This window comes from Sphingomonas sp. 1F27F7B (assembly GCF_005503355.1).
Taxonomy (GTDB): domain Bacteria; phylum Pseudomonadota; class Alphaproteobacteria; order Sphingomonadales; family Sphingomonadaceae; genus Sphingomonas.
Genome location: NZ_SCMK01000011.1, coordinates 104,584 through 127,333 on the forward strand (window position 1 = coordinate 104,584; position 22,750 = coordinate 127,333).

Here is a 22,750-nt window from a genome sequence, read left to right on the forward strand (position 1 = left end):
GGAGGCGACAATGGCAAGCGCGATCGCACTGGACGACACGACCGATCACCCCTTCCTCACCGGCATCCACGCGCCGATGCGCGCCGAGCTGACCCTTACCGAGCTTCCGGTCACCGGCACGATCCCCGCCGCGCTGAACGGCCAATATATGCGCATCGGCCCCAATCCGGTGAACCCGGACCCCAAGAGCTATCACTGGTTCATCGGCGACGGCATGGTCCACGGCCTGGCGATCCGCGACGGGAAGGCACGATGGTATCGCAACCGCTGGATCCGCTCGGCCGCAGTCGCCGCGGCGCTGGGCGAGTCTCCCGCTCCGGGGCCGCGCCATGGCCGCTTCGACACGGTGAACACCAATGTCGTCGAGATCGCCGGCAAGATCCTCGCCCTGGTCGAGGCGGGCAGCACGCCGGTCGCCCTCTCCCGCGACATGGAGGCCCAGTCCTATACCGATTTCGGCGGCACGCTGGCCGGCAGCTTCACCGCCCATCCGCACCGCGATCCGCTGACCGGCGAGCAGCATGCGATCACCTATGCGGCGATGGTTCCCGATACCGTGCACCACGTCGTCCTCTCTCCCGAAGGCAAGGTGATCCGCGAGGAGCCGATCGCGGTGGCGCACGGCCCCTCGATCCACGACTGCGCCATCACCGCGCGCTTCGTGGTGGTGCTGGACCTGCCGGTGACCTTCTCGCTCGAGACGGCGATGCAGGGCCGCGGCTTCCCCTATCGCTGGAATCCCGAGCATCGCGCCCGGATCGGCCTGTTGCCGCGTGGCGGCCGGGGCGACGAGACGATCTGGATCGAAATCGACCCCTGCTACATCTTCCACACCCTCAACGCCCATGACCTGCCCGATGGCCGGGTGGTGCTCGATGCCGTGAGCTACGACACCATGTTCGCCGGCGAGCCAGGCGGCCCCGACCAGAGTCCGCGCGGTCTCGAGCGCTTCGTCCTCGATCCCGTGGCGCGCACCGCCGAGCGACGCATCCTCGACGCCGCCCCCCAGGAATTCCCCCGCCCCGACGAGCGGCGCTTCGGCCAGCCCCATCGCCATGCCTATACGATCGCGCTGCCCGAGAACGGCTTCGCCATCGCCGGGACGCGGCTCTACAAGCACGACCTGGAGACAGGTACCCGCGAGGTGCACGACTTCGGCGAAGGCCGGCATCCGGGCGAGTTCGTCTTCGTTCCCGCCGCGCCGGACGCCGCCGAGGACGAGGGCTGGCTGATCGGCCTGGTCGTCGACCTGCCGAACGAGACGACCGACCTGGCGATCCTCGATGCACGCGACTTCGCGGGGGCACCGGTGGCGAGCATCCGCCTGCCCCACCGCGTGCCGCCGGGCTTTCATGGCAACTGGATCACGGGTTGATTGCAAATCCTCGCCTCGCGGCAAGGATAGCCCCCTGACCGTCATCCCCGCGCAGGCGGGGATGACGAAGAGGGGGTATTTGTCGCGAGGGGATGACCGCCTTCCAGGGAGGGACGTCTGGAGAAAAATCCACCTTCCGCCGCTCCCGGCCTAACCACTCGCTAACCAGCGCCGGGCTACACCCGATGGGTGAACAGCCAGATGACCTCGCAATTCGCCCGGCCGCGCATCGACGCGCGTGCGCTTCTGGGCCTGTACGACCCGGCGGACACCACCGATTGGGGGCCGATCCGCGCCGCCCAGCTCCATGCCGGCAGCCAGCTGGCGCTGTTCATGCTCGCCGCCAATGTGATCGGCGCCTCGCTCGTCACGATGATCCTGGCGCCGCTGGTGCCGCTCTGGCAGCTGGCGAGCTGGGGAGCGATCGTCGCCGCCGCGGGCACCGCGGTCGCCTTCCGGCGCCTCGCCAAGCGCCACCGCACCGCCGTCACCGCCACGCTGGGCGATGTGCGCGACACCGTGCTCGACGGCATCGCGCTGGGCGCGGTCTGGTCGATCCCGCCGCTCGCCTTCGGCCATCTCGTCGATGCCAGTGCCGCGCTCGGCCTGTGGATCGTGGTCTCGCTGCTGATGACCGCCAGCGCCGTCGCCATGGCGGCGCTGCCGCTTGCCACCATCACCTTCGTCTCGATCGTCGGCACCGCGCTGGTGGTGACGCTGTCGCTGATCGCCTCGCCGATGCTCGCGGCCGCCTCGGCCCTGTTCACCGTGCTGCTCGTCATGGCCACCTTCGCGCGCGGCAAGGCGCTCGTGGTGATCCGCGCGGGCGAGATGGCAATCGCCGAGCGCGACGAGACGCTGAGCCTGTTGCTGCGCGAGAATGAGCGCGAGGGCGAAGCCGACTGGCTCTGGGAGATCGACGCGCAGCGCCGCGTCGCCCGCGCCAATCCGCGCTTCTCCAAGTCGCTGGGCGTCGATCCCAAGGCGATCAACGGCATGCCCTTCCTCCAGGTGCTTGCCGGGCCGACCTGGGAAGACGGCAATTTCGCCGCGGGCCTGCGCGACCTGGCCGAGAAGCTGAAGACGCGCGACCCGTTCCACGACCTGCTGCTGCCGGTCTTCGTCAATGGCGAGGAACGCTGGTGGGAGATGTCCGCCAGCCCGCGCTATGACGAAGGCGGCACCTTCATCGGCTTTCGCGGCGTCGGCTCGGACGTGACCGAGGCGCGGGCCTCGGCCGACCAGATCAGCAAGATGGCGCGGTTCGACACGCTTACCGGCCTGCCCAACCGCCTGCTGCTCAACGAGACGCTGGCCCGCGCGATGGCCGAGGCCGAGAAATGGGGATCGCGCTGCGCCTTCATGATGATCGACCTCGATCGCTTCAAGGCCGTGAACGACACGCTGGGCCATCCGGTGGGCGACCGACTGTTGATGCGCGTCTCCGAGCGGCTGAAGCAGCTGATGAGCGACAACGAGATGGTCGGGCGCCTCGGCGGCGACGAGTTCGCCGTGGTGGTTCGCGACGCAACCGACACCGCGGGCATCGAGCGGCTGGCCCAGGCGATCATCGACACGGTCTCCCGCCCCTATGAGATCGACCAGAACACGCTGTTCATCGGTGCCTCGGTCGGCCTGGCGGTGGGGCCGCGCGACGGGCGCACGGCCGAGATGCTGATCCGCTCCGCCGATCTTGCGCTCTATCGCTCCAAGGACACCGGCGGCGGCGCCTTTCATTGCTACGAGCCGCAGCTGCACATGGCCGCCGAGGAACGGCGCGTGCTCGAGATCGCGCTGCGCAGCGCAGTCGAGAATGGCGAGATGCACCTCAACTACCAGCCGGTGGTGCTCGCCGATACCGGCACGCTGGCCGGCTTCGAGGCGCTGCTGCGCTGGACCCATCCCGAGTTCGGCGTGGTCTCGCCCGCCAAGTTCGTGCCGCTGGCCGAAGATGCCCGGCTGATCCCCGCGATCGGCGAATGGGTGCTGCGCACCGCCTGCAACGAAGCGGCACGCTGGGATTCGGAAGTGCGCGTGGCGGTGAACGTCAGCCCGGAGCAGCTCCACTCGCCGAGCTTTGCCACCATGGTGGCACAGGCGCTCGCCCAGTCCGGCCTGCCGGCCGAACGGCTCGAGCTGGAAGTGACCGAGAGCGTGTTCATGCGCGAAGGCACCCAGGCGATCCAGGTGCTCGAAAAGGTGCTCGAGCTGGGCGTGCGGCTGAGCCTGGACGATTTCGGCACGGGCTATTCCTCGCTTGGCTATCTGGCGCACACCCGGTTCAGCTCGATCAAGATCGACCGCAGCTTCGTCCAGGGCGCGTCCAAGGGCACCAAGGAGGCGATCGCGATCATCCGCGCAGTGGTGGCGCTCGCCGACAGTCTGGGCATGGCGACCACAGCCGAGGGCGTGGAGACCGAGGAGGAGCACCACATGGTGCAGCAACTCGGCTGCACCAAGGTGCAGGGCTATTATTTCGGCCGCCCGCTCCCCGTGCAGGAAGCGCGCTCGCTCGCCACTCGCCCGCAAGATGGCGCCAGCGCCGCCGCCTGAAGCCGCGGCGCACGCGGATCACTTCGCCGGCCCGGTCCGGCTGGGTTCGGTCGGCAGCGGTCGCCGCGGGAACGGCTTGTCCGCATTCGCCGCGTTCCACAGGAAGCTCGCCAGGACGATCGAGGCCTGGCGCATGTCGTCGGCGTCGAGATGGTCGAACGTGTCCATCGACGTGTGGTGCATGCGGCCATAGTCGTTCCAGTCCTGGATGAACTGGAAGCCCGGGACGCCGATCATCTGCATATATTCATTGTCCGGCCCGGTATTGTCCGACGCGGCGACCGTGGTGGCACCCATCGACGCGAACGGCGCGAGCCAGGCCTGGAAGATCGGCACCGCCGCCAGGTTGCGATAGGCATAGACGCCGCGGATCTTGCCCGAGCCGTTGTCGAGATTGAAATAGACCGACAGCTCGCCCCAGGTCGGCCGCTTGACGATCGGCCAGCTGGTCGAGCGGAGCCAGAAGCGGCCGTTCGCTCCCACCTTGGGCTCGGCCGGCGGCACGCGCTGCCCGAGCCGCTCCTCGACAAAGGCCGAGCTGCCGATCATCCCCTGCTCCTCAGCCCCCCACAGCGCGAAGCGGATGGTGCGGCGCGGGCGCGGCATCTTCGAGAGGATGCGCGCGGCCTCCATCACCATCGCCATGCCCGCGCCATTGTCCGCCGCGCCGTCCGCCGCCGCCGAACTGTCGAGATGCGCGCCGGCCATCACATAGGCGGCCTTCGGATCGCTGCCGGGGATCTCGGCGAAGATGTTGTAGGCCTGCGGATCGCTGTCGTCATAATGGACCACGCTCTCGATCGCGAGCGTCGGCGTCTGCCCCGCATCGGCGAGGCGGACCAGACGGCGATAGTCTTCCGCGGCGATCTCCACCGCAGGCAAGGGCGCCTCGTCGCCCGGCGCGAAGCGATAGCCGTCGCCCATCACCAGCTTGCCGTCGCGCTTGGTCACCCGAGCATAGGCGAGCGCCCCCTCCGCCTTCAGGAAGTCCTCCATCTGGCGCGGGAAGAAATAGGATTTCTCCAGATAGGCCTTGCCGTCGGACGAGAATTTCGGCGGCTCGTACACGGCCAGCCTCGCGAATTCGTCCGCCGACAGGCGCGAGGCGGCCGGCGGCGTGTGGATGTCGTCGATGCCCGAGACCAGGACGATCCTGCCCGCCAGCTTGCCCTTCCACTGCGCGAAATCCGCCTTGCTCGTCATCGGCGCGAAGACGATCGGAGCAGCGATCACGCCGTTCGTGCCCGGCGTCCAGCTGATCGGAATGGCGATGAGCGCCAGCGGCCGGGGCGCGATCATCCGCACGCTCGAGCGCTCCATCCACCAGCCGCGCCCGAAGGGGAACCCCTGCTTGTGCACATTGGCGAGGCCCCAGCCGCGGAACTTCTCCTGGGTCCAGGCCTCGGCCTTGCGCGCACCGGGCGAATTGGTGAGCCGGCTGCCGATCTCGTCGCTCAGATAGCGCGCGATCTCCATCACTTCGCCATGCCGCTGGCCCTCGTCGACGATGCGATCGGTCATGTCGAGGTCCACGGCCTGGCCGCGGACCACGAGCGGCGCCACGCCGAACGCCAGGGCGAGCAGCGCCGCGCCGCCGCGCGGGAGAAGGCGGTTCGATCGGTTCTTCATGTCGCTCACCATGCCTTGCGCAGCGAGACGCTGACGAAGCGGCCCAGCGGCGAATAGTTGGTCGAATCATAATTGACCGTGGTGTCGTCGAACGGCGCCAGATAGGGCGGCCGCGCGTCGGTGAGATTGTTCACGTACAACCCGAGCTCGAAGCCCTTCAGCGGCCCATGGGCCGCCGGCGCCTTCCACATCAGCGACAGGTCGAGCGTGGTCATCCCTTCCCTCGGCACCGGCGGCGCCACGTTCAGGTCGGTGATCCCCCCGGCATAATTGGCGAACAGCGCGCCGGTGAACGCCCCGAAATGCCCGGTCGCGCCGCCGCGGGCGCGGAACCGCGGGGGATTGAAGTTGGTGCCGGCGAGCTGCATGAGCGGCGCGCTCGCGGTGTTGCGCTGGTTGCTGCGCAGCCAGCTCGCCTGGCCCGAGAGCGTCACGTCGCCGGTCGCGGTCGGAATCCGATAGCTGCCGACCAGGTCGACGCCCTTGATCCGCTGGCGCGCGGCATTGACGAGCTGGTTGCGGATGATCGCTACCACTTTCGCCGGATCATAGGGCTTGCCGGTGTAGTTGCCGAGGCCCCTGCTGTCGCGCGCGATCAGCGCCGCCTGCTGGGCCGGGGTCGGGGCATAGTCGATGAATTCCTGCAGCGCCGGATTGTCGAGCACCTTGAGCGTGGCGTTGCTCGCCGGCTGGACCACCCGATCGGTATAGTCGATGTCGAAATAGGTCGCCGACAGCTTCAGGCCCGGCACCGCCCGGGGATGCAGGTCGAGCGTCGTCGACAGGGTCCGCGCCCGCTCCGGCTTCAGATCGCGATTGCCGCCCGAGGTGAACAGCACCGTCGAGCCGGCGGGATAATTGCCCCCGTAATAGAAAGCGGGCTGGAGACCGACCCTGAACACCTGGAATTCGTTGCGCAGCGTCGGCGCCTTGAACGAACGACCCCAGGAAAGCTTGAGGTCGAGATCCGGCGCCGGCGCATAGACCAGGCCCAGCTTGGGCGTGGTGACGCCGTCGAAGCGATCATATTCCTCGTGGCGCAGCGCGGCCGAAAAGGTCAGCTGGTGCAGAAAGGGCGAAGCGTTGGCGGCGGAGACCAGCGGCACCGAAAGCTCGCCGAAACCATAGAAATTCCCCCGCCCATCGCCCGTCGGCACGGCGGAAGTGGCGGAATAGACCCGCAGATGGTTGTAGCGATAGCCTCCTCCCACCGCCAGCCGCACATCGCCCCCGGGAATCGCGAACAGCCGGCCATCCAGGTCCAGCTCGCCGCCATAGGCGTAATTGTCGTAGATGCTGCTGCCGCCGTCGTTGTAGCCGGTCACCTTGTCGATATAGTCGTCGAAACGGCGCGTCTTGTTGGCGCCGTACGACGCGCTGAGCGAGGCCTTCCAATCACCGGGCAGGCGCCAGGCCAGCGTCGGCGAGATCGCATAATTCTCGTTGCTGAACCGCGTCGTCGCGGCGAAGGCGACGGTCGAATATTCGGCGCCGTCGCTGTGGCGCCAGCTGTACAGGCCGTCGATGCCGAAGGTCAGGCGATCGGTGATGTCCTGGTGCGCGGTGACAAGTCCGCTGAAATGCTTGTGCGCATCGAGCAGCGTGTTGGGGCCTATGACATAGCGGGTATAGTCGCGCTGGTCCGATCGCACTGCGTTCTGCCGGTCATATTGCAGGGCGACCAGTGCGCCGCCGTTGCCCCAGCGGCCGCCGCCGACCGCGCCATATTCCTGCAGGAACCCGCCGCCATCGGTGGACGTGCCGAAGCGAAGCGAGGTGCTCACGCCCTCGAAGTCGCGCCGCAGGATGATGTTGGCGACCCCGCCGACCGCATCCGATCCATAGAGCGCGGAAGCGCCGTCGGGCATGACCTGGAGCTCCGCCACCGCATCGAGCGGAATCGCCGAGACGTCGACCGCCTGCGCGGTTCCGTCATAGGGAAGCCGGCGGCCGTTCAGCAGGGTGAGCGTCGCATCCGGGCCGAGGCCGCGCAGGTTCAGCGCGGAGGAGCCGGACGCATTGGTGTTGGCAGCCGTGCCAGCCTGAAACCGCGCGCCCGGATTCTGCCCGCCATTATAGTTGCTGGGAATGTTGCGGATCACGTCGCCCAGATCGCGCTGCCCGGCTTCGCGCATCTCGCGCTGGTCGATCCGGAGGACGGGAGAGGCGACGGGCGCCCCGGCGATGTGCGTGCCGGTGACGACGATCTCCTGTTCGGCCGCGGCGACTTGCTCGGGAGCCGGATCCGCGTCCTGCGCGGCGGCCGTCGCGGCCACCACGACGAACACGCCGCGCGCGCTGCGGGAAACGCTCAACCCCGATCCGCGGATGAGGGCCGCAATCGCCGCGTCCGCAGTATAGGCGCCGTGCAGCGCATTGCTTCGCTTGCCGCGCACGACCTCGCCGCGGAAGACGATCTGCTCATGCGTCACGCCCGCAACGGTCTTGAGCGCGGCCTCCATGTCCTGTGCGGGAATGTCGAGCCGGTAGCTGGCCTGCGCTTGCGCCGATACCGGCGAGAGACAGCTCGCAGCCACCGTCATGGCAGCGCCAATGCGAAGCAACGCCATCGAACCCCTCATCTCTCTTCCCCTGTATCGCTCCCCGTTCGCCAGGAGCTTCCGGGAAGAAAGACGCACGAGCGGCGATATCGCGAAATGTCTGAACCATATCGCCATTCCGGCTCGCGGGACGCAGTGGCGAAACCCGCCCGCTCCGGCATCATGCAGCCCAGCGGGAGATGCCCCGCTTCGAGTTGATCCAGGTCGAGGACCTGAACAAATCTTGTCACCCCGGCCTCAAGGCCGGGGTGACGATGGGAGAATATGAGTCTCCAACCTAGGGTCAAACCTCGATCAAGACCTTGATTTCTTTCGTCATCCCCACGCAGGCGGGGATGACAAGGTTTGCTGAACGAGTCTTGACCCTAGCGCCCGGTGGAACGCAGGACCACCGTCTCTCCGCGCCGGAGCTTCCGCAGTCCGTAGAGCGTGACCACGCCGTCGATGAACGCTTCGGTGTCACCCGCATTGAACGTACCGCTCACCGGCAACGCGGCGGTGACCGGATCCTCGACCACGAGCCTTGCTCCGGAATAGCGATTGACCCGCTCCACGGCGACGCCCAGCGGCTCGTCGGAGAAGACCAGCTGTCCCTGCTCCCAGGCGGAACTGCGGACCATGTCGACGGCCTCCAGCCGCACCGCCGGGGAAGCGCCGGCCGGGACGATCAGCGCCGTGCTGGGCGCCAGCATCCGGTCCGCAGGCGTCCTGCCCTGGAGCAGGACGTGCCGGGGCACCTGATCGGCGGGGCCGTCCTCGAGCACCGAAACCGAGCCCTGGTAGAGCACTACCCGCATCTCCGCCCGGAACAACTCGATGCTGAACGCCGTGCCCGTCGCGACCACCATGCGATCGCCGGCCGTAACCGCGAAGGGGCGCCGCGGATCCTTGGCGACTTCGAACCGCGCCCGGCCGGCGAGCAGGCGCAGCGCCCGCCGCTCGGCGTCATAGCGCACCTCGACGGCGCTCGCCGCATCGAGGGAGAGCCGCGACCCGTCGTCGAGCGTGACTAGGCGGCGCTCGCCGATCCCGGTCCGATAGGTTTCGCCGCGCGGATAGAAATAGAAGGTCGCGACGATCAGCAGGAGGCAGGCGGCAAGCGCCCCAAGGACGTGTCGCAGTTCCGGCCGCCAGCCGCGCGCGGCGCGCCGGTCGGCCTGGCTCAGCGCCTTGAGCGCGTCCGCGCGCGCGGCGACCAGTTCGGGCGCCTCCGCTGCCTCGCCCGCCATTCGCCAGGCCCGGACCATGCCGGCGAGCACCTCGCGATTGGCCGGATGCGCCTCCAGCCACAATTCGAGCTCGAGTTCCTCCTCCAGGTCGATCGGCCCTTCATGGAACCGCATCAACCATGCCACCGCCTGTTGGCGGACGCCGTCCGGATCGCCGCCGCTCACCGACTTTTCTCCATGGAACTGGCCAGCGCCTCCAGCGCGCGCTGGACATGGATCTCGACCATGCGGACCGACAGGCCGAAGCTGTCCGCGATCGTGCGCTTGTCGATATGCTCGATGCGGTACAGCGTGAAGATCCTTCGGGTCTTTTCGGGCAGTTGATCGATCGTGCGCGCGACGAGACCGAGATTCTCCCGCCCCTCGGCAACGCGGTGGGGATCCAGCGGATCAATGCCCAGGAAATCCTCGATCGCCCGGGATTCCCGGTAGCTGGTGCGGACGCGCTCGCGCCGTCCCTTGTCGCGCAGCAGGTTCGCTGCGATCCGGAAGACATAGGCATCCGCCATCGGCGCCTCGCGCTTCGGATCGCGCACGATGCGGAAGAAGACGTCCTGGGTGAGATCCTCGGCTTCGGACAGCGTTTGCACACGTCGTGCGAAGAATGCGATCAGCGCCCGGCGCAAACGCCGGTCGTTCTCCGTCAATTCCTGTCGCACGGCCTTGGTCAATCGCTTCGAACCCTCCGACAGCATAACGCGCAGCTTCGCGGAATCCGAAACGGGAAAATCATGGGGATCGACGCTTCCGTCCGGCAGGTATCGACCGAAGGCTCGCAAGCCGCGCTCATTTCCGACCTCGGAAGGGCAAGGGATGCCAGCTTTCCCCTTGCTTTCCGCCCTGCCCGCCCATAAAGCCACCCACCGCACAGGGGCGTAGCTCAGCTGGTTAGAGCGTCGGTCTCCAAAACCGAAGGCCCTCGGTTCGAATCCGAGCGCCCCTGCCATTTCCGCCCCCGCTCGATCCGGGATCCGGGCACCCCCTGATCCAGAGACGCCGAGCAGGCGTTCGAGGCGGCACCCGCCTCTCTACACGTTTGCGATGACATTTTCGCCAGGCCATAGCCATGCGGCGCTCTTGTCTATTTCGCTTTCCGGCTGGGGGAATCCCCAGCCCGCTCGCCCGCTGCGCCTGCGATAGCGATTGTGTGGATTGCGATCGCAGACCAGCCGATGCCATGACCGCTCTCGCCGCCCCGACGCGCGCCGCTCCGCTTCTGCAGGCGCCGCCGGCCTTTGCGAGGCGTTCCCGGGCGCCCCTGGCGGTCGCCCGGGGTTCGCGCCGCCGCGTGTCGCTGACGCGGGCGCAGGCCGAACGGTCGGATGCGCTGATCGAACGGCTGCGCGAGTTGCGGGTCGGCGGCTGCTTCTGGGGTGCCCGGCCGCCCCTTTCCATGGGCTGCACCGTGGTGCGGTGCCCGGTTGCGGGCGCCCTGACCCTGGCGAGCGATGCCAAGGCCATGCACTGGGCCGATACCGAAGCGCTGGGGAGTGGAATCGACCCTTGGCATCTGCTCGACCATGCCGCGCGCGTGATCGCCCCGCACGGCGACACATTCGCGATACTCGCCAGGCTGCAGGGTGTCCCCACCACTGATTCCGTTACCGGCGAACCGCTGCCGCTAGACCCGGATGCGCGCCGTGCCCTCGCCTGGGAAACGCTTGTCGAGGCCCACAGATATCACGAACCCTTCACCGGATCGGAGATATCGGCGGAAGCGGCCATCGACCTGCTCGGCGAATGGCGACGGCATATCGAGGCGACCGCCGGGATCGGCGTGCAATTCGGGATGCGGCCCTGGAAGCGCGGCCAGATCGATCGTTTCCTCATGGGCGCCGCCCGCGCGCCCCGGCATGCCGGCCGGGGCGCACATGCGCTGGCCAGGGCGGGCGCGAACAAGAGCGCCATCGCGATATGGCCGTCGCGGGTGCCGCCGGACTTCGAGGCGAGTGCCGCGGCGGCGGGCGTGCCGATGGCCCGGATCGAGGACGGGTTCCTCCGCTCGCTGGGCCTGGGCGTGCATCTGGTGCCGCCGCAGTCGATCATCATCGACCGCCGGGGAATGCATTACGACCCAGGCCGGCCCAGCGATCTGGAAGCATTGCTGTCGCAACATCCCTTCCCGCCCGAGCTGCTGCGCCGCGCCGCAGCGCTTCGCGCCGCGATCGTCACCGCCGGGATCGGCAAATATGGCCGCGCCGACAGGGCGTCGCCGATCGCGCTGCCGCAGGACCGGCGCAACGTCCTGGTGGTCGGCCAGGTCGAGGACGACTGGTCGGTCCGGATGGGCGATGTTGCGGGCCTGGGCAATTCGGGGCTTGTGAAGCGCGCCCGTGCGCACGCGCCGGATGCATTCCTCCTCTACAAGCCGCATCCCGACACGCTCTCCGGCCATCGCCGCGGCGCACTCGACCGCGAGGCACGCGGCCTTGCCGACCGGATACTCGACAGGCCGTGCGGACTGGCGCCGCTGCTGGAGCAGGTCGATGAAGTCCATGTCCTCACTTCGCTGGCCGGGTTCGAGGCATTGCTGCGCGAACGCGCCGTGACGTGCCACGGCGTGCCCTTCTATGCCGGCTGGGGGCTGACTCGCGACTTCGTGACGGTGCCGCGCCGCACGCGCCGCCTGACGCTCGACGCGCTGGTGGCGGCAACCCTGCTCCTCTACCCGCTCTATCTGGACCCGGAGACCGGCCTGCCCTGTTCGGCTGAGCGGCTGGTCGCATGCCTGGCGAGCGCAGTCCCGCGGATATCGCTGCTGAGCCGGCTGCGGCGGATGGAGGGCAAGATCCGCAACGTGCTGGGGGGGGCGGCATGAGACGCTGCTTCCTGTTTCTCCAGGGCCCGCCCGGACCTTTTTTCCGGCAGCTCGGCGCGGCCCTGCGTTGCGCCGGCCACGACGTGCTGCGCGTCAATTTCAACGGCGGCGATCGTCTCGACTGGGGCGCGCCGGCGATCGATTTCCGGCAGCGGGGCGAGGCCTGGCCGGACGAAGCTGGAGCGCTGATCCGGCAGAACCATGTAACCGACCTGGTGCTGTTCGGGGATTGCCGGCCGCTGCACCGAGCCGCGATATCCGCGGCGGCGGAGCGGCAGATCACCGTACACGTGTTCGAGGAGGGCTATGTCCGCCCCGATTGGGTGACGCTCGAGCAGAATGGCGTCAACGGCCATTCCTCGCTGCCGCGCGATGCCGAATATTATTGCCGGACGGCGATCCACCTCGCGCCCGTGCCGGCGCTCCCGCCAGTCCCGGCCAGCTTCATGCAGCGCGCCCGCGAGGCTTTCGCTTATTATGGCGCCAGTGCCGCGCTCACTCTCCGGTTCCCCCGGTACCGCTCGCATCGTCCCTTTCCGAGCACGGCGGAGGCAGCAGGCTGGCTGCGCCGATTTGCGCGGCATCCCCTTGTCCGGTGGCGGAGCCGGGCGGTGCGCCGCGCCCTCGCATCATCCTATTTCGTCGTGCCGCTGCAACTCGATTCCGACCATCAGCTACGCGTCCACTCGCCGTTCGAAGGCATGGAGAGCGCCATCCGCGCCATCCTGGCCTCCTTCGCCGGGCACGCGCCCGACGGGCCGATGCTGGTGTTCAAGGAACATCCGCTCGACAATGGGCTGCGTTACTGGCGCAAGCGGATCGAAGCCCAGGCGCTTGCCCTCGGCATCGCCGATCGGGTCCGCTATCTCGAACATGCCGACATCGCGCCGCTCGTCGCTCATGCGCGCGGCGTGGTGACCGTGAACAGCACGACCGGAACGCTGGCACTGGCGGCGGGCGTTCCAGTGAAGGTGCTGGGCCGCGCCGTCTATGACGTGCCCGGCATCACGCACCAGGGCCCTCTCGACGGCTTCTGGGAGGCGCCCGGCAGGCCGCAGGTCGAGATCTATGCCGCGTTTCGCCGGGTGCTCGCACATCGCTGCCTGCTCCGGGGCAGCTTCAGCAGCCGTGAAGGACGGGCGCTGCTGATCGAACCGGCGGTCACGCGGATGCTCGCAGCGGGCACCACGGGCGATGCGGTGCGCGCCGTCGAGGCCGGCAAGCCGGTGCGGGCGCTCACATGAAGCCCCGGCCCTTCGCTGATCCGACAGCCTGCGCGGCCGTCCCGCCGCCACCGGTTCGATCGATCGAACCGGAGATCGTCCTCGATCTCACCCGCCTCCTGTCACGCGTGCGGCACCCAACCCCGACCGGCGTCGATCGGGTGGAGATGCACTATGCCCGCACCTTGCTGGCGCGCGTGCCCGAACGGCTCCAATTCGCTGCGACTCATCCGCTCGGCCGCTATGGCCGGCTCGATCCCGGCAATGTCCTCCGCTTCCTCGACGCCACCGAGAGGCGCTGGCGCGAAATCGGGGAAAGGGAGACCCGCGGTGCGGCCTGGCGGCATCTGATCAAGGCCCTGGCCGGCCTGCGGCCGCAACGGATCGCACCGGCCACGCGGCCACGCATCCTGTTGCAGGTCTCGCCCAGCGCGCTCGATAAGCCAGCCAGGGTCGCGGCGCGGCTGCGCCGTGAGGATGCCAGGCTGGTCTGCCTGATCCACGACCTCATCCCGATCGCCGAACCCGGCTTCGCACGCCAGGATGGCCCGCGTCGCCATGCCCGGCGGATGATCGGCGTAGCGCGTCACGCGCATGGGGTGATTGCCAATTCGCACGCCACTGCAGCCACGCTGACCAGCTATCTGGGCGCCATCGGCGAACCGGTGCCGCGCGTCCTCGTGAATCCGCTGGGCGCCGCTCGCTTCGTGTCGGATCCGCCGCCGCTCGACGGCCCCTATTTCCTCTGCCTGGGCACGATCGAGCCGCGCAAGAACCATCTCCTGCTGCTGCACCTGTGGCGACAGCTTGCCGAGGAGGCGGACGGACATCCGATACCCAGGCTCGTCCTTATCGGGCGGCGCGGCTGGGAAAATCAGAACACCTTCAATCTGCTCGACCGGTGCCCGCGCCTGCGCCCGCATGTCCAGGAGCTCGGACGGGTTTCCGATCGCACGCTGTCGGCCTGGCTCGGCGGAGCATCGGCATTGCTGATGCCCTCCTTCGCCGAGGGTTTCGGGCTGCCCGTGGCCGAGGCGCTCGCGGCCGGAACTCCGGTCATCGCCAGCGACCTGCCCGCGCATCGCGAGGCTGGCGGCGAGGTGCCGGATTATCTCGACCCGCTCGACGGCCCCGGATGGCGCCGGCGCATTCTCGACTATGCCGATCCCGGCTCCCCCGCACGCCGCGCCCAGCTGGCGCGCATGCGCGGGGTCCTTCCCCGGACTTGGGAGAATCACGTCGAACGCGCATTGGCCTTCGCGGACGAGGTCGCACGATCATGATCGCCATTGGCGATCTCAGCGGACCGGCCCGGTATTTCCGGGGGCTGGAGGTGCAGGGCGCCGTGCTGGGCGCACTGATCATGCGCGAGCTGCACACGCGCTACGGACGCGAGAATATCGGCTACGCCTGGCTGCTCGTCGAACCGATGCTGCTCGCCGCCTCGGTCGCCGCGCTGCACGGGAAGGAAAGCCCACACGGGGGAAGCGACCTGTACCCGGTGCCCTTCGCGCTGGGCGGCTATTGCATGTTCATGCTCTTTCGCTCGGTGATCTCGCGCGCGGAGTCTGCGCTGGAGGCAAACAAGCCGCTGCTGTTCCACCGGATGGTGACGATCTTCGACCTGCTCGCCGCGCGCATGCTGCTCGAAGCCGCATCGTCGCTGCTCGCGCTCGTCGTGCTGCTGAGCCTCTCCTGGGCGCTGGGCTTCGGAGGTCTGCCCGCGTCGCCGCTGACGATGCTGGCGGCCTTTGGCTTCATGGCCTGGTTCTCCTTCGCGCTGGCCATGCCGGTGTGCGCCGCCGCCCATTTCAGCAAGGCGGCGGGCAAGTTCGTCCATCCGCTGGTCTATCTGGCAATGCCGATCTCCGGCACCTTCTTCCTGCTCGAATGGCTGCCTGAACCCTATCGGGGCATGCTGGCCTGGTTCCCGCTCAACCAGATCTTCGAGCTGTTCCACACCGGCCAGTTCGCCTCGGTCCGCAGCCCCTATTTCGACCTGATCTATCTCAGCTTCTGGTGCCTTGGCCTCACATTGCTGGGGCTGATCTCGATCCGCATCGTCCGCAAACATGTTCATCTGAGTTGATCCCATGGCAACGATCCCGCTTCCTTCGCCCGGGCATGAGGCCGACTTCGCCGCACCGCCGGCCGCAGCGCCTTCCGGAGAACCCGCCGCACTCTTCCAACGCGAGCCGGCGCACGCGCTGCACGGCTTCGAACAAGCGGCGCCGAACGGATCCGAACCCTGGCGCAAGCGGCTGGCGTGGCTGCGGAACCTGGCCTTGCTCGTGCTGCTGCCCACGCTCGCCGTGGCGATCTTCGAATATGGCATCGTCGCGAACCAATATGAATCCGAAACCCATTTCGTGATCCGGACCGCCGGCCAGAGCGGCTCCACCAATTCCGGGCTCGGGCAACTGCTCGGTCTGGATCCCAATCCGACCGCAGCGGACAGCCAGACAGTCGTCGACTATCTGCTCTCGCACGACGCGGTTGCCAGCCTGGAACGCACGATCGGGTTGCGGGCGATGTTCCGCCGGCCCGAAGCGGATCCCTTCTCCCGCCTCGGCGCCGACGCGCCGCCCGAGACGCTGCTGCGCTATTATCGCGAGATGGTGCATGTCGATACCAGCCGCGAGGCCGGGATCACCCGCGTCGGCGTCCGGGGATTCAGGCCCGCGGATGCGCAGCGGCTGGCGGAGGCCTTGCTGGTCATCGGCGAGCGGCGTGTGAACGAGTTCAACAAGCGGCTTCTGGCGAACCGCCTGGCCGCGGCCCGCGAGGCACTGCAGGCCGCGGAAGCCGGCGTCAACGACACCCAGGCCGCATTGGGCGGCCTGCGCCAGTCGGCACGCGACATCGACCCGGAGCGCACCGGCGCGGCACGCATCGCGATGGTGACGCAGATGCAGGGCGACCTCGCCCAGGCCCGTGCCCGGCTCGCCGGCATGGCCGCCGCGGTGCGACCCGACAGCCCGCAATATGTCGCCCAGGCGGCACAGGTCCGAGCACTCGAGCAACAGGTCGGCGCTGCCCAGGCCAGCCTTACCGGTTCGGCACAGGCGACCGCAAACGGGCTGGGACGATTCGAAGGCATACGGTTTCGCCAGGAGCTCGCGGCGAAACGCTACGAAGCCGCGACCGCGGCGCTCGATACCGCGCGCGAGCAGGCGCTGCGCCAGCAACTCTACCTGGTGCGGATCGTCGAACCCAATCTGCCGGCCAAGGCGCTCTACCCCAAGCGCCTCAAGCTGGTCGCCACCGTCTTCTTCGCCCTGCTGCTGATCTACGCGATCGGCTGGCTGATCCTCGCCGGCGTTCGGGAGCATGCCGCATGACCACCGACCTGATGATCAACCTCCCGCTCAAGCTGCGCAGATCGGCCGGCATAGCCGTGACGCCGCAGGTTCACCGAATGATCGTGACCGGCAACAAGGCACGCGACGCCCAAGACTGGCCGGCAGCGGCATCCGCCTATCGCGACGCGCTCGAGGCCGATCCCTCGCTGTCCCATATCTGGGTCCAGCTGGGCCATGCCCTGAAGGAACAGCGCGATCTCGAGGCTGCGCAGGCCGCCTATCGGATGGCGACGGACGCTTCTCCGCATGCCGCCGATCCCTGGCTCCATCTGGGGCATCTCCACAAGGAACGCGGAGATCGGGCAGCGGCCAATCGGAGCTATATGCGCGCGCTCCGGCAAGAGCCCGCCAATCCCGACGCGCTGCGCGAAATGGGGCAGCTCCTCGGCAGTGGCGACAGCGCCCAGATGCGCGAGCTGATCGCGACGCTCGACACGGGCACCCTGGTTTCCGGGGCCGGAAATATGAATGCGTCCGAAACCGGGGACGTCGAGCGCTCCCTGCGCCAGATCGACGCCTTCCTCGGCAACCTGCCCGAGCAGGATCGGAATATCGCCCGCGACCAGATGCAGGCGCTCACCGCGCTCATCCGCGGCGCGGAACCCGAAGTGCCCACCGGCGAGGCGCGGGGCTCGGCCGTCGCACCGGCACTGGTGTTCGACGTCTCGGACCTGATCTCCTATTTTCGCAACGCCCGGCTGCCGACCGGCATCCAGCGCGTGCAGATCGAAGTGATCGGCAGCGCGCTTCGCCTCGACGGTTTCCGCGTCCATATCTGCGCCTTCCTCGAATCGCGGGACGACTGGCTGGAGATCCCCGCGGCCAGCTTCACCGCACTCGCCGAGCTCAGCCTGAGCGGCGGCGATCGCGGCGCCCCGGAATGGATCGCGGCTCTCGCCAGATTGCACCTGCGACTGGCCACCGCCGAGCCGATCGAGATGCCCTACCGGGCCTATCTGATCAATCTCGGCACCTCCTGGTGGCTGCAGAACTATTTCCTCTTCGTCCGCCAGGCCAAGGTGCTGCGCGGCGTGCGCTATGTTCCCTTCGTCCATGACCTCATCCCGGTCATCGCGGGCGAGCATTGCGTGAAGGAGCTGACTCAGGACTTCGTCAGCTGGGCGATCGGCGCATTCGAACACGCCGACCATTTCCTGGTGAATTCGGAATCGACCAAGCGCGACCTGATGCAGGTCGCGGCGATGCTCGATCATCCGGTCGCGCCCGAGGATGTCGCCGTGATCCGTCTCGACGGCGATTGCCGGAAATCGGATACGACACCGCTTCCCGTGCAGCAGCTCGGCCGCCGGGGGCTCACGCCCGGCGGCTATGTGTTGTTTGTCTCGACGATCGAATCGCGCAAGAACCATCTGGCCGCGTTCCAGGCCTGGATCACGCTGCTCAAGCGGTATGGATCGAACGGCGTCCCGAAACTGGTCTGCGTCGGCAACCGGGGCTGGCTCAACGACGCGGTCTATGCACGACTCGAGAGCCATCCGGGCTTGCGCGACCAAGTCGTGATGCTCTCCGGCCTGTCGGATGCCGAGCTGGAGCGGCTCTATCGATCCTGCCTCTTCACGCTCTATCCAAGCCAATATGAAGGCTGGGGCCTGCCGGTGACCGAGTCACTGTGCCACGGCAAGGTCCCGCTGATTTCCGACGCCGCGTCGCTGCCCGAAGCAGGCGGGGACCACGCCGTCTATTTCCCCTCGGGCAATATCGATGCGCTGGTCGAAGCGCTCGACCGGCTGATCCGTGAGAAAGGCTATCGCGAGGCACTCGAACAGCACATTGCCGAGACCTTCAGACCCCGGCCCTGGAGCGCAATCGCAGCTGATATCGCCGGCGCGGCGCGGCACTGGGCGGCGGACGAAGCGGAGACGCCCGCGCCGGTTCCGGTTGCGCGGCTGGGCGCCTGGCACCCGCTGGAGCGCAACTATGCCACTACCCTGTGGCGGGGCATGCGCTCCGCCGAGATCTTCCGCGCCGGCGATGGCTGGTGGGGGCCGGACGACTGGGGATGCTGGACCAAGCCGCAGGGCGGAAGGCTCGAGATCGGCACCGACGCTCCCGGCGTGTCCATGCGGCTGTGCCTGCGGCTCCACGGGGTTCCGGGCCGCGACGTGCGCTTCGCGATCGGCACGGCCGACCCCGCCCGGAGCGTCGAAGGCATATTGAAGCCGGGCGAGTTCAAATGGGTGACGATGACGCTCCTGCCCGACCCGGCCGGCGTCATCCGCCTGAACATCGCCGGCAATGCGAGCCTCGACCTCGCCGAAGTGACCGCGGGCGGCGATCCGCGCGTGGTCTCGGTCGGCGTCGCCGGATTCTTCCTTTGCGCGGCGAATGACGGCCAGGCGCGGCTCGATTTCCTGGAGGCCATGACGCTGGGAACGCTCGAGCACTTGGCATTCGGCCGGCGGGTACCCGACGTTTGACCGCGCTCCCGCCCCATGCGGCCGGCGGCGAAGCGATATCGTCGGTGCGCGGCACCGGCGGAGCGCTGTTCGCGATTCTTCTCGCCGATGCCGACCCGCGCGACGACTTCGCCGGCCCGCTCGCGGACGATCTTGCCGGGCGCGACGCATGTCGTGTCGCCAGCCTCGCAAGGGATCCCGATCTCGTCGATCCCGCCACATTGGCCGCGATACTTCGCGTCCAGGGAAGCGGCTGCGCCCGGACTCTCGTGATCGGTCACGGCGCCGGTGCGGCGTCGGCGACAAGGCTGGCGGCCGAGATCGGCGCCGACGCGGTCCTTGTGCTGGTGCCGGCATGGTCGCGGGAACCTGGTATTGCGTCGCTCCCCCCCTTTGCCGCCACCATGCCGGTCCATGCGGTGACCGGCATCGAGCGGGCCAGCGAATGGCTCGGGCAAGTGGCTCTGCTGGACGAGCAGCAACTGCCGGTGCCAAGCACGATATTGCCGCTCGCGTTGCGCCAATCCGGTGCGATGGCGGAAATCCTCGCCGCCATGATCCGGGGTGAAGTGCTCCCTGACCTGTCGCATCTGCTTACCCATTGGCAGCGGCGCAACGCCTATCGGATCGAACTGATGGAGCCGCCGCGCGCCGCGCCTTCCGGCCGGATCGAGCTGCGTGGCCGGATCGTCAACACCGGCCAGAACCGGCTGGACTTCGGACGCCGATCACGCGACCGGCTGCTGATCGGCGGTCGCCTCCGGATGCATGCCGAAGCATCGTGGTCGGCAGAGGCACGCGCCATGCCGGCACGTCCACAGCTCGAACCCGGCGTTTCGGCCAGCTTCGCGATCAGCCTTCCCGCGCCACCCCTGGCCGCCGCACCCGATATCGAGATCGAACTGTCCCTGCTGTCCGAAGGGGCGCTGTGGTATGCCGATCTCGACTTTCCCAAGCTCCGTCTGATGACCGGCGCACCGCACCACGACGCCCCGATGCCGCCCCCCGACGCGGCAGCCGAGCCCCGCCGCACCGCAACCCCTTCCCGGAGCCCTAGAGAATATCCGATGTCCAACACGACCGAGCAGACCAAAGACGAAATTGCGGCGGCCTATTTCTGGATCCTCGGCCGCCATCCCGATCCCGACGGGCTCGCTGCCTATCTGAACGAAATCCAGTCGGGCGCGATCGCCCTTCCGGACCTGCGGCGCATTCTGCTGGACAGCCCGGAATTCCGGCAAACCAGGGTGCCGCTCGTCGTGGCGGACGTCGGAGGGGAGGCGAAGGTCGTGGTCAATCCTGCCGAACCCGAATTCGGCCGTTGCCTCGCGGCCGGCGGCGGATGGGAGCCGCATATCGCGACGGCGATCACCGGGCAGTTGGAGCCCGGCGCCACCTTCGTCGATGTCGGCGCCAATGTCGGCGTCATGTCCTTCCAGGCGGCTGTGAAAGTGGGGGCCGCCGGCAGAGTGCTCGCGTTCGAGCCCAACACGGACAACGCCGCGCTGTTCCGGCGCGGCATCGTCGCCAATGACCTCGGCAACGTGCGGCTCTTCCCCTTCGCGCTGAGCGACCGGCAGGAAATGATATGCCTCAGCGACGCATCGAATGCGAAGGTGCTGGGGCGGGCGACCGCGCTTCAGGCCCTGGACGTGGTGCAGGCGCTTCCGGGCGACGAGATACTGCTCCCGCAGGAGCGGGTGGACCTGATCAAGATCGACGTCGAAGGCTTCGAGCTTCGGGTGCTGCGCGGATTGGCGGACACCATCCGCAGATTCAAGCCGAAGATCCTCTGCGAATTCAATCCCATGTGCATCCGGGAACAAGCCGAGACGGATCCGGAACGACTTGCGGACCATATCTTCGAGCTCGCCCCCCATGGCGACCTGGTCGAGCATGACGGCTCGTTTACCCGAATAGGTTCGACGAGCGAACTCATGCGGCTCTGGGAGGCGCGCGACGCGGAATCGACGCGCATGGGCCTGCTTCCCCAGGGCTGGGTGCATTTCGACATATTATTCGACACCGCAGCGAAATGAGGGCGCGCTCAATCGACTGCGCGCGCTACCGCATCCCGGTCGTACAGCGGCAGGCCGCGCGCCGCCGCATAGGCATTCGCCTTCTCGATGAGGAAGTCGAAATGCTTGCGGATGAAGGTCGAGTGCCAGAACGGGTTGGTGCCATAGCGATATCCCGGCACGATCAAGCCGCGCAGCACCATGTAGGAATAGAGACGGCTCTTTTCCTCGATCGCCACCTGGGGCTTGAATTGCGAAAGGTGGTGCAGGACCAGTTCGCTCTGGCCGGCGCGTTGCCAGGTATTGCCGTCCCGATCGCAGATCTCCTCATGGATCAGCCCCTCCCAGCGAATGTCGTGCCGATTGCGATAGATCCGGCGCTGCGTCTCCTCGCCGAACGAGCCGCTGACACGAAGCTGGTCGAGATCGATCGGGGCGCCCGCCCTGCCAACATAGTTGCGGCGATGGACGGCGAGCGTGTCACAGGTCGCCTCGGCGATCTCACGGCGAAGCGCGCCGGTTTGCGCGGGATCGATCCATTCGTCGGCATCGATCGCGAACAGCCAGGGCGCCGTCGCATATCTGGCGCCATGGTTTCGGGCGTGCGCGAAACCGAACTGCGACAGATTCTGCTGATCGTAATGCGCGAGCCGGTCCTCCCCGGAGAGCAGCCGGGCATAGAGCGCGTCGCTTCCGTCCGTGGAGCCCATGTCGACGACGACCACCTGATCGACCAGCGCCTTGATCGCGGGAAGCGTGATCGAGAGCATCTCCACTTCATTGAAGGCGAGCACCACGGCGGCGATTTCGATCGTCATATGACAGCTCCATTCCTGATCGCCGGTCCGGAGACTCCGGCCATCTCGACAAGGCCGGGAGGGCCATGCGCATGATCACCTTCGATCGCGTCAACAAGGCCTATCACGGCCGCAAGCTCACCAAGCACGTGCTTCATGACGCCAGCTTCGCGATCCGCCCCGGGCAATCGCTGGGGATTTGCGGCGCGAACGGCGCCGGCAAATCGACTCTGTTGCGGCTGATCGCCGGCGTCGAGCATCCGAGCAACGGGACCATCCGCCGCGGCATGCGGGTATCGTGGCCGATCGGCTACACGCACTGCTTCCAGGGCAGCCTCACCGGTGCGGACAATGCCCGGTTCATCGCCCGGATCTATCGCCAGCCGGTCGATCGGCTGCTCGCCTTTGTCGAGCAGTTCGCCGAGCTCGGGGAATATTTCAATCAACCAGTGAAGACCTATTCGGCCGGCATGTCCGCGCGCCTGGCGTTCGGGGTGAGTCTCGCGATCGATTTCGATTGCTATCTGGTCGATGAAGTCACCAGCGCAGGCGATCACCGCTTCGCCGAACGCTGCCGCGCCGCGCTGGCCCATCGCCGCGCGACCGGAACGCTGGTGATGGTGTCGCACAGCCCGCCGACGCTGCAGGAATATTGCAGCACCGGCGCGGTGCTCCACCAGGGCCGGCTCCGCTTCTATCCGACCATCGACGAAGCGATCGCGGTGCATCATGCCCAGCAGATGCAGGCGGCCTGATCCGGCGATCCGC

15 protein-coding genes and 1 tRNA gene are annotated in these 22,750 nt (G+C 67.8%); 11 read left to right on the forward strand and 5 right to left on the reverse strand.

Going from position 1 to position 22,750, the window contains the following annotated elements; all coding sequences use genetic code 11:
* Positions 1–10: 10 nt before the first annotated feature.
* On the forward strand, positions 11–1,375 hold the full coding sequence (locus tag FFS08_RS12165) for an 8'-apo-carotenoid 13,14-cleaving dioxygenase (RefSeq protein ID WP_137861254.1): 1,365 nt from the start codon (positions 11–13) through the stop codon (positions 1,373–1,375).
* A 201-nt stretch (positions 1,376–1,576) separates the two neighbouring features.
* A complete protein-coding gene (locus FFS08_RS12170) occupies positions 1,577–3,928 on the forward strand; it encodes a putative bifunctional diguanylate cyclase/phosphodiesterase (RefSeq protein WP_137861255.1) in 2,352 nt (783 codons plus the stop codon).
* 18 nt (positions 3,929–3,946) lie between these two features.
* On the opposite strand, the gene FFS08_RS12175 is transcribed toward FFS08_RS12170, so the two are convergent.
* The 4 genes from FFS08_RS12175 to FFS08_RS12190 all read right to left on the reverse strand — a co-directional run bounded on the left by FFS08_RS12175 (position 3,947) and on the right by FFS08_RS12190 (position 10,216).
* Positions 3,947–5,557, reverse strand: a complete 1,611-nt coding sequence (locus FFS08_RS12175; RefSeq protein ID WP_137861256.1) for a M20/M25/M40 family metallo-hydrolase — start codon at positions 5,555–5,557, stop codon at positions 3,947–3,949.
* Positions 5,558–5,562: 5 nt separating this feature from the next.
* Positions 5,563–8,127, reverse strand: coding sequence for a TonB-dependent receptor plug domain-containing protein (locus FFS08_RS12180; RefSeq protein ID WP_171012581.1), 2,565 nt, complete (start codon positions 8,125–8,127; stop codon positions 5,563–5,565).
* Positions 8,128–8,483: 356 nt separating this feature from the next.
* The gene (locus FFS08_RS12185) at positions 8,484–9,512 is read right to left on the reverse strand and encodes a FecR family protein (protein WP_137861258.1); all 1,029 of its coding nucleotides are present in this window, start codon (positions 9,510–9,512) and stop codon (positions 8,484–8,486) included.
* The gene (locus FFS08_RS12190) at positions 9,509–10,216 is read right to left on the reverse strand and encodes an RNA polymerase sigma factor (RefSeq protein WP_137861259.1); all 708 of its coding nucleotides are present in this window, start codon (positions 10,214–10,216) and stop codon (positions 9,509–9,511) included. Before FFS08_RS12190 ends, FFS08_RS12185 begins: the two co-directional genes overlap by 4 nt.
* Here FFS08_RS12190 and FFS08_RS12195 point away from each other — a divergent pair.
* The 8 genes from FFS08_RS12195 to FFS08_RS12230 all read left to right on the forward strand — a co-directional run bounded on the left by FFS08_RS12195 (position 10,217) and on the right by FFS08_RS12230 (position 21,206).
* Positions 10,217–10,293 (forward strand) — tRNA-Trp (locus FFS08_RS12195).
* A gap of 231 nt (positions 10,294–10,524) precedes the next feature.
* On the forward strand, positions 10,525–12,165 hold the full coding sequence (locus FFS08_RS12200; protein WP_171012583.1) for a capsular polysaccharide export protein, LipB/KpsS family: 1,641 nt from the start codon (positions 10,525–10,527) through the stop codon (positions 12,163–12,165).
* Positions 12,162–13,409: a capsule polysaccharide biogenesis protein gene (locus tag FFS08_RS12205; protein ID WP_137861261.1), complete on the forward strand. Its 1,248-nt coding sequence runs from the start codon at positions 12,162–12,164 to the stop codon at positions 13,407–13,409. Before FFS08_RS12200 ends, FFS08_RS12205 begins: the two co-directional genes overlap by 4 nt.
* Positions 13,406–14,671 (forward strand): glycosyltransferase family 4 protein, encoded by a 1,266-nt coding sequence (locus FFS08_RS12210; protein ID WP_137861262.1) that lies wholly within the window; start codon positions 13,406–13,408, stop codon positions 14,669–14,671. The genes FFS08_RS12205 and FFS08_RS12210 overlap by 4 nt, the downstream gene beginning before the upstream one ends.
* The gene (locus tag FFS08_RS12215) at positions 14,668–15,477 is read left to right on the forward strand and encodes an ABC transporter permease (RefSeq protein WP_137861263.1); all 810 of its coding nucleotides are present in this window, start codon (positions 14,668–14,670) and stop codon (positions 15,475–15,477) included. The genes FFS08_RS12210 and FFS08_RS12215 overlap by 4 nt, the downstream gene beginning before the upstream one ends.
* Positions 15,478–15,481: 4 nt before the next feature.
* A complete protein-coding gene (locus tag FFS08_RS12220; protein ID WP_137861264.1) occupies positions 15,482–16,729 on the forward strand; it encodes a KpsE/RkpR family capsule polysaccharide export protein in 1,248 nt (415 codons plus the stop codon).
* The gene (locus FFS08_RS12225; protein ID WP_137861265.1) at positions 16,726–19,188 is read left to right on the forward strand and encodes a glycosyltransferase family 4 protein; all 2,463 of its coding nucleotides are present in this window, start codon (positions 16,726–16,728) and stop codon (positions 19,186–19,188) included. Before FFS08_RS12220 ends, FFS08_RS12225 begins: the two co-directional genes overlap by 4 nt.
* Positions 19,189–19,232: 44 nt before the next feature.
* Positions 19,233–21,206 (forward strand): FkbM family methyltransferase, encoded by a 1,974-nt coding sequence (locus tag FFS08_RS12230; protein ID WP_171015307.1) that lies wholly within the window; start codon positions 19,233–19,235, stop codon positions 21,204–21,206.
* A gap of 8 nt (positions 21,207–21,214) precedes the next feature.
* Here FFS08_RS12230 and FFS08_RS12235 read toward each other — a convergent pair whose 3' ends face one another.
* Entirely contained in the window at positions 21,215–22,003 is a 789-nt protein-coding gene (locus tag FFS08_RS12235) for a glycosyltransferase (protein ID WP_137861267.1), read from the reverse strand.
* 71 nt (positions 22,004–22,074) lie between these two features.
* Here FFS08_RS12235 and FFS08_RS12240 point away from each other — a divergent pair, with 71 nt between their 5' ends.
* Entirely contained in the window at positions 22,075–22,737 is a 663-nt protein-coding gene (locus FFS08_RS12240; protein ID WP_137861268.1) for an ABC transporter ATP-binding protein, read from the forward strand.
* The last annotated feature ends 13 nt before the right edge of the window (positions 22,738–22,750 follow it).

Coding starts and splice junctions, on each gene's coding strand:
- FFS08_RS12165 (WP_137861254.1), top strand. CDS start 11: ATGGCAAGCGCGATCGCACTGGACGACACGACCGATCACCCCTTCCTC.
- FFS08_RS12170 (WP_137861255.1), top strand. CDS start 1,577: ATGACCTCGCAATTCGCCCGGCCGCGCATCGACGCGCGTGCGCTTCTG.
- FFS08_RS12175 (WP_137861256.1), bottom strand. CDS start 5,557: ATGAAGAACCGATCGAACCGCCTTCTCCCGCGCGGCGGCGCGGCGCTG.
- FFS08_RS12180 (WP_171012581.1), bottom strand. CDS start 8,127: ATGGCGTTGCTTCGCATTGGCGCTGCCATGACGGTGGCTGCGAGCTGT.
- FFS08_RS12200 (WP_171012583.1), top strand. CDS start 10,525: ATGACCGCTCTCGCCGCCCCGACGCGCGCCGCTCCGCTTCTGCAGGCG.
- FFS08_RS12205 (WP_137861261.1), top strand. CDS start 12,162: ATGAGACGCTGCTTCCTGTTTCTCCAGGGCCCGCCCGGACCTTTTTTC.
- FFS08_RS12210 (WP_137861262.1), top strand. CDS start 13,406: ATGAAGCCCCGGCCCTTCGCTGATCCGACAGCCTGCGCGGCCGTCCCG.
- FFS08_RS12215 (WP_137861263.1), top strand. CDS start 14,668: ATGATCGCCATTGGCGATCTCAGCGGACCGGCCCGGTATTTCCGGGGG.
- FFS08_RS12220 (WP_137861264.1), top strand. CDS start 15,482: ATGGCAACGATCCCGCTTCCTTCGCCCGGGCATGAGGCCGACTTCGCC.
- FFS08_RS12225 (WP_137861265.1), top strand. CDS start 16,726: ATGACCACCGACCTGATGATCAACCTCCCGCTCAAGCTGCGCAGATCG.
- FFS08_RS12235 (WP_137861267.1), bottom strand. CDS start 22,003: ATGACGATCGAAATCGCCGCCGTGGTGCTCGCCTTCAATGAAGTGGAG.
- FFS08_RS12240 (WP_137861268.1), top strand. CDS start 22,075: ATGATCACCTTCGATCGCGTCAACAAGGCCTATCACGGCCGCAAGCTC.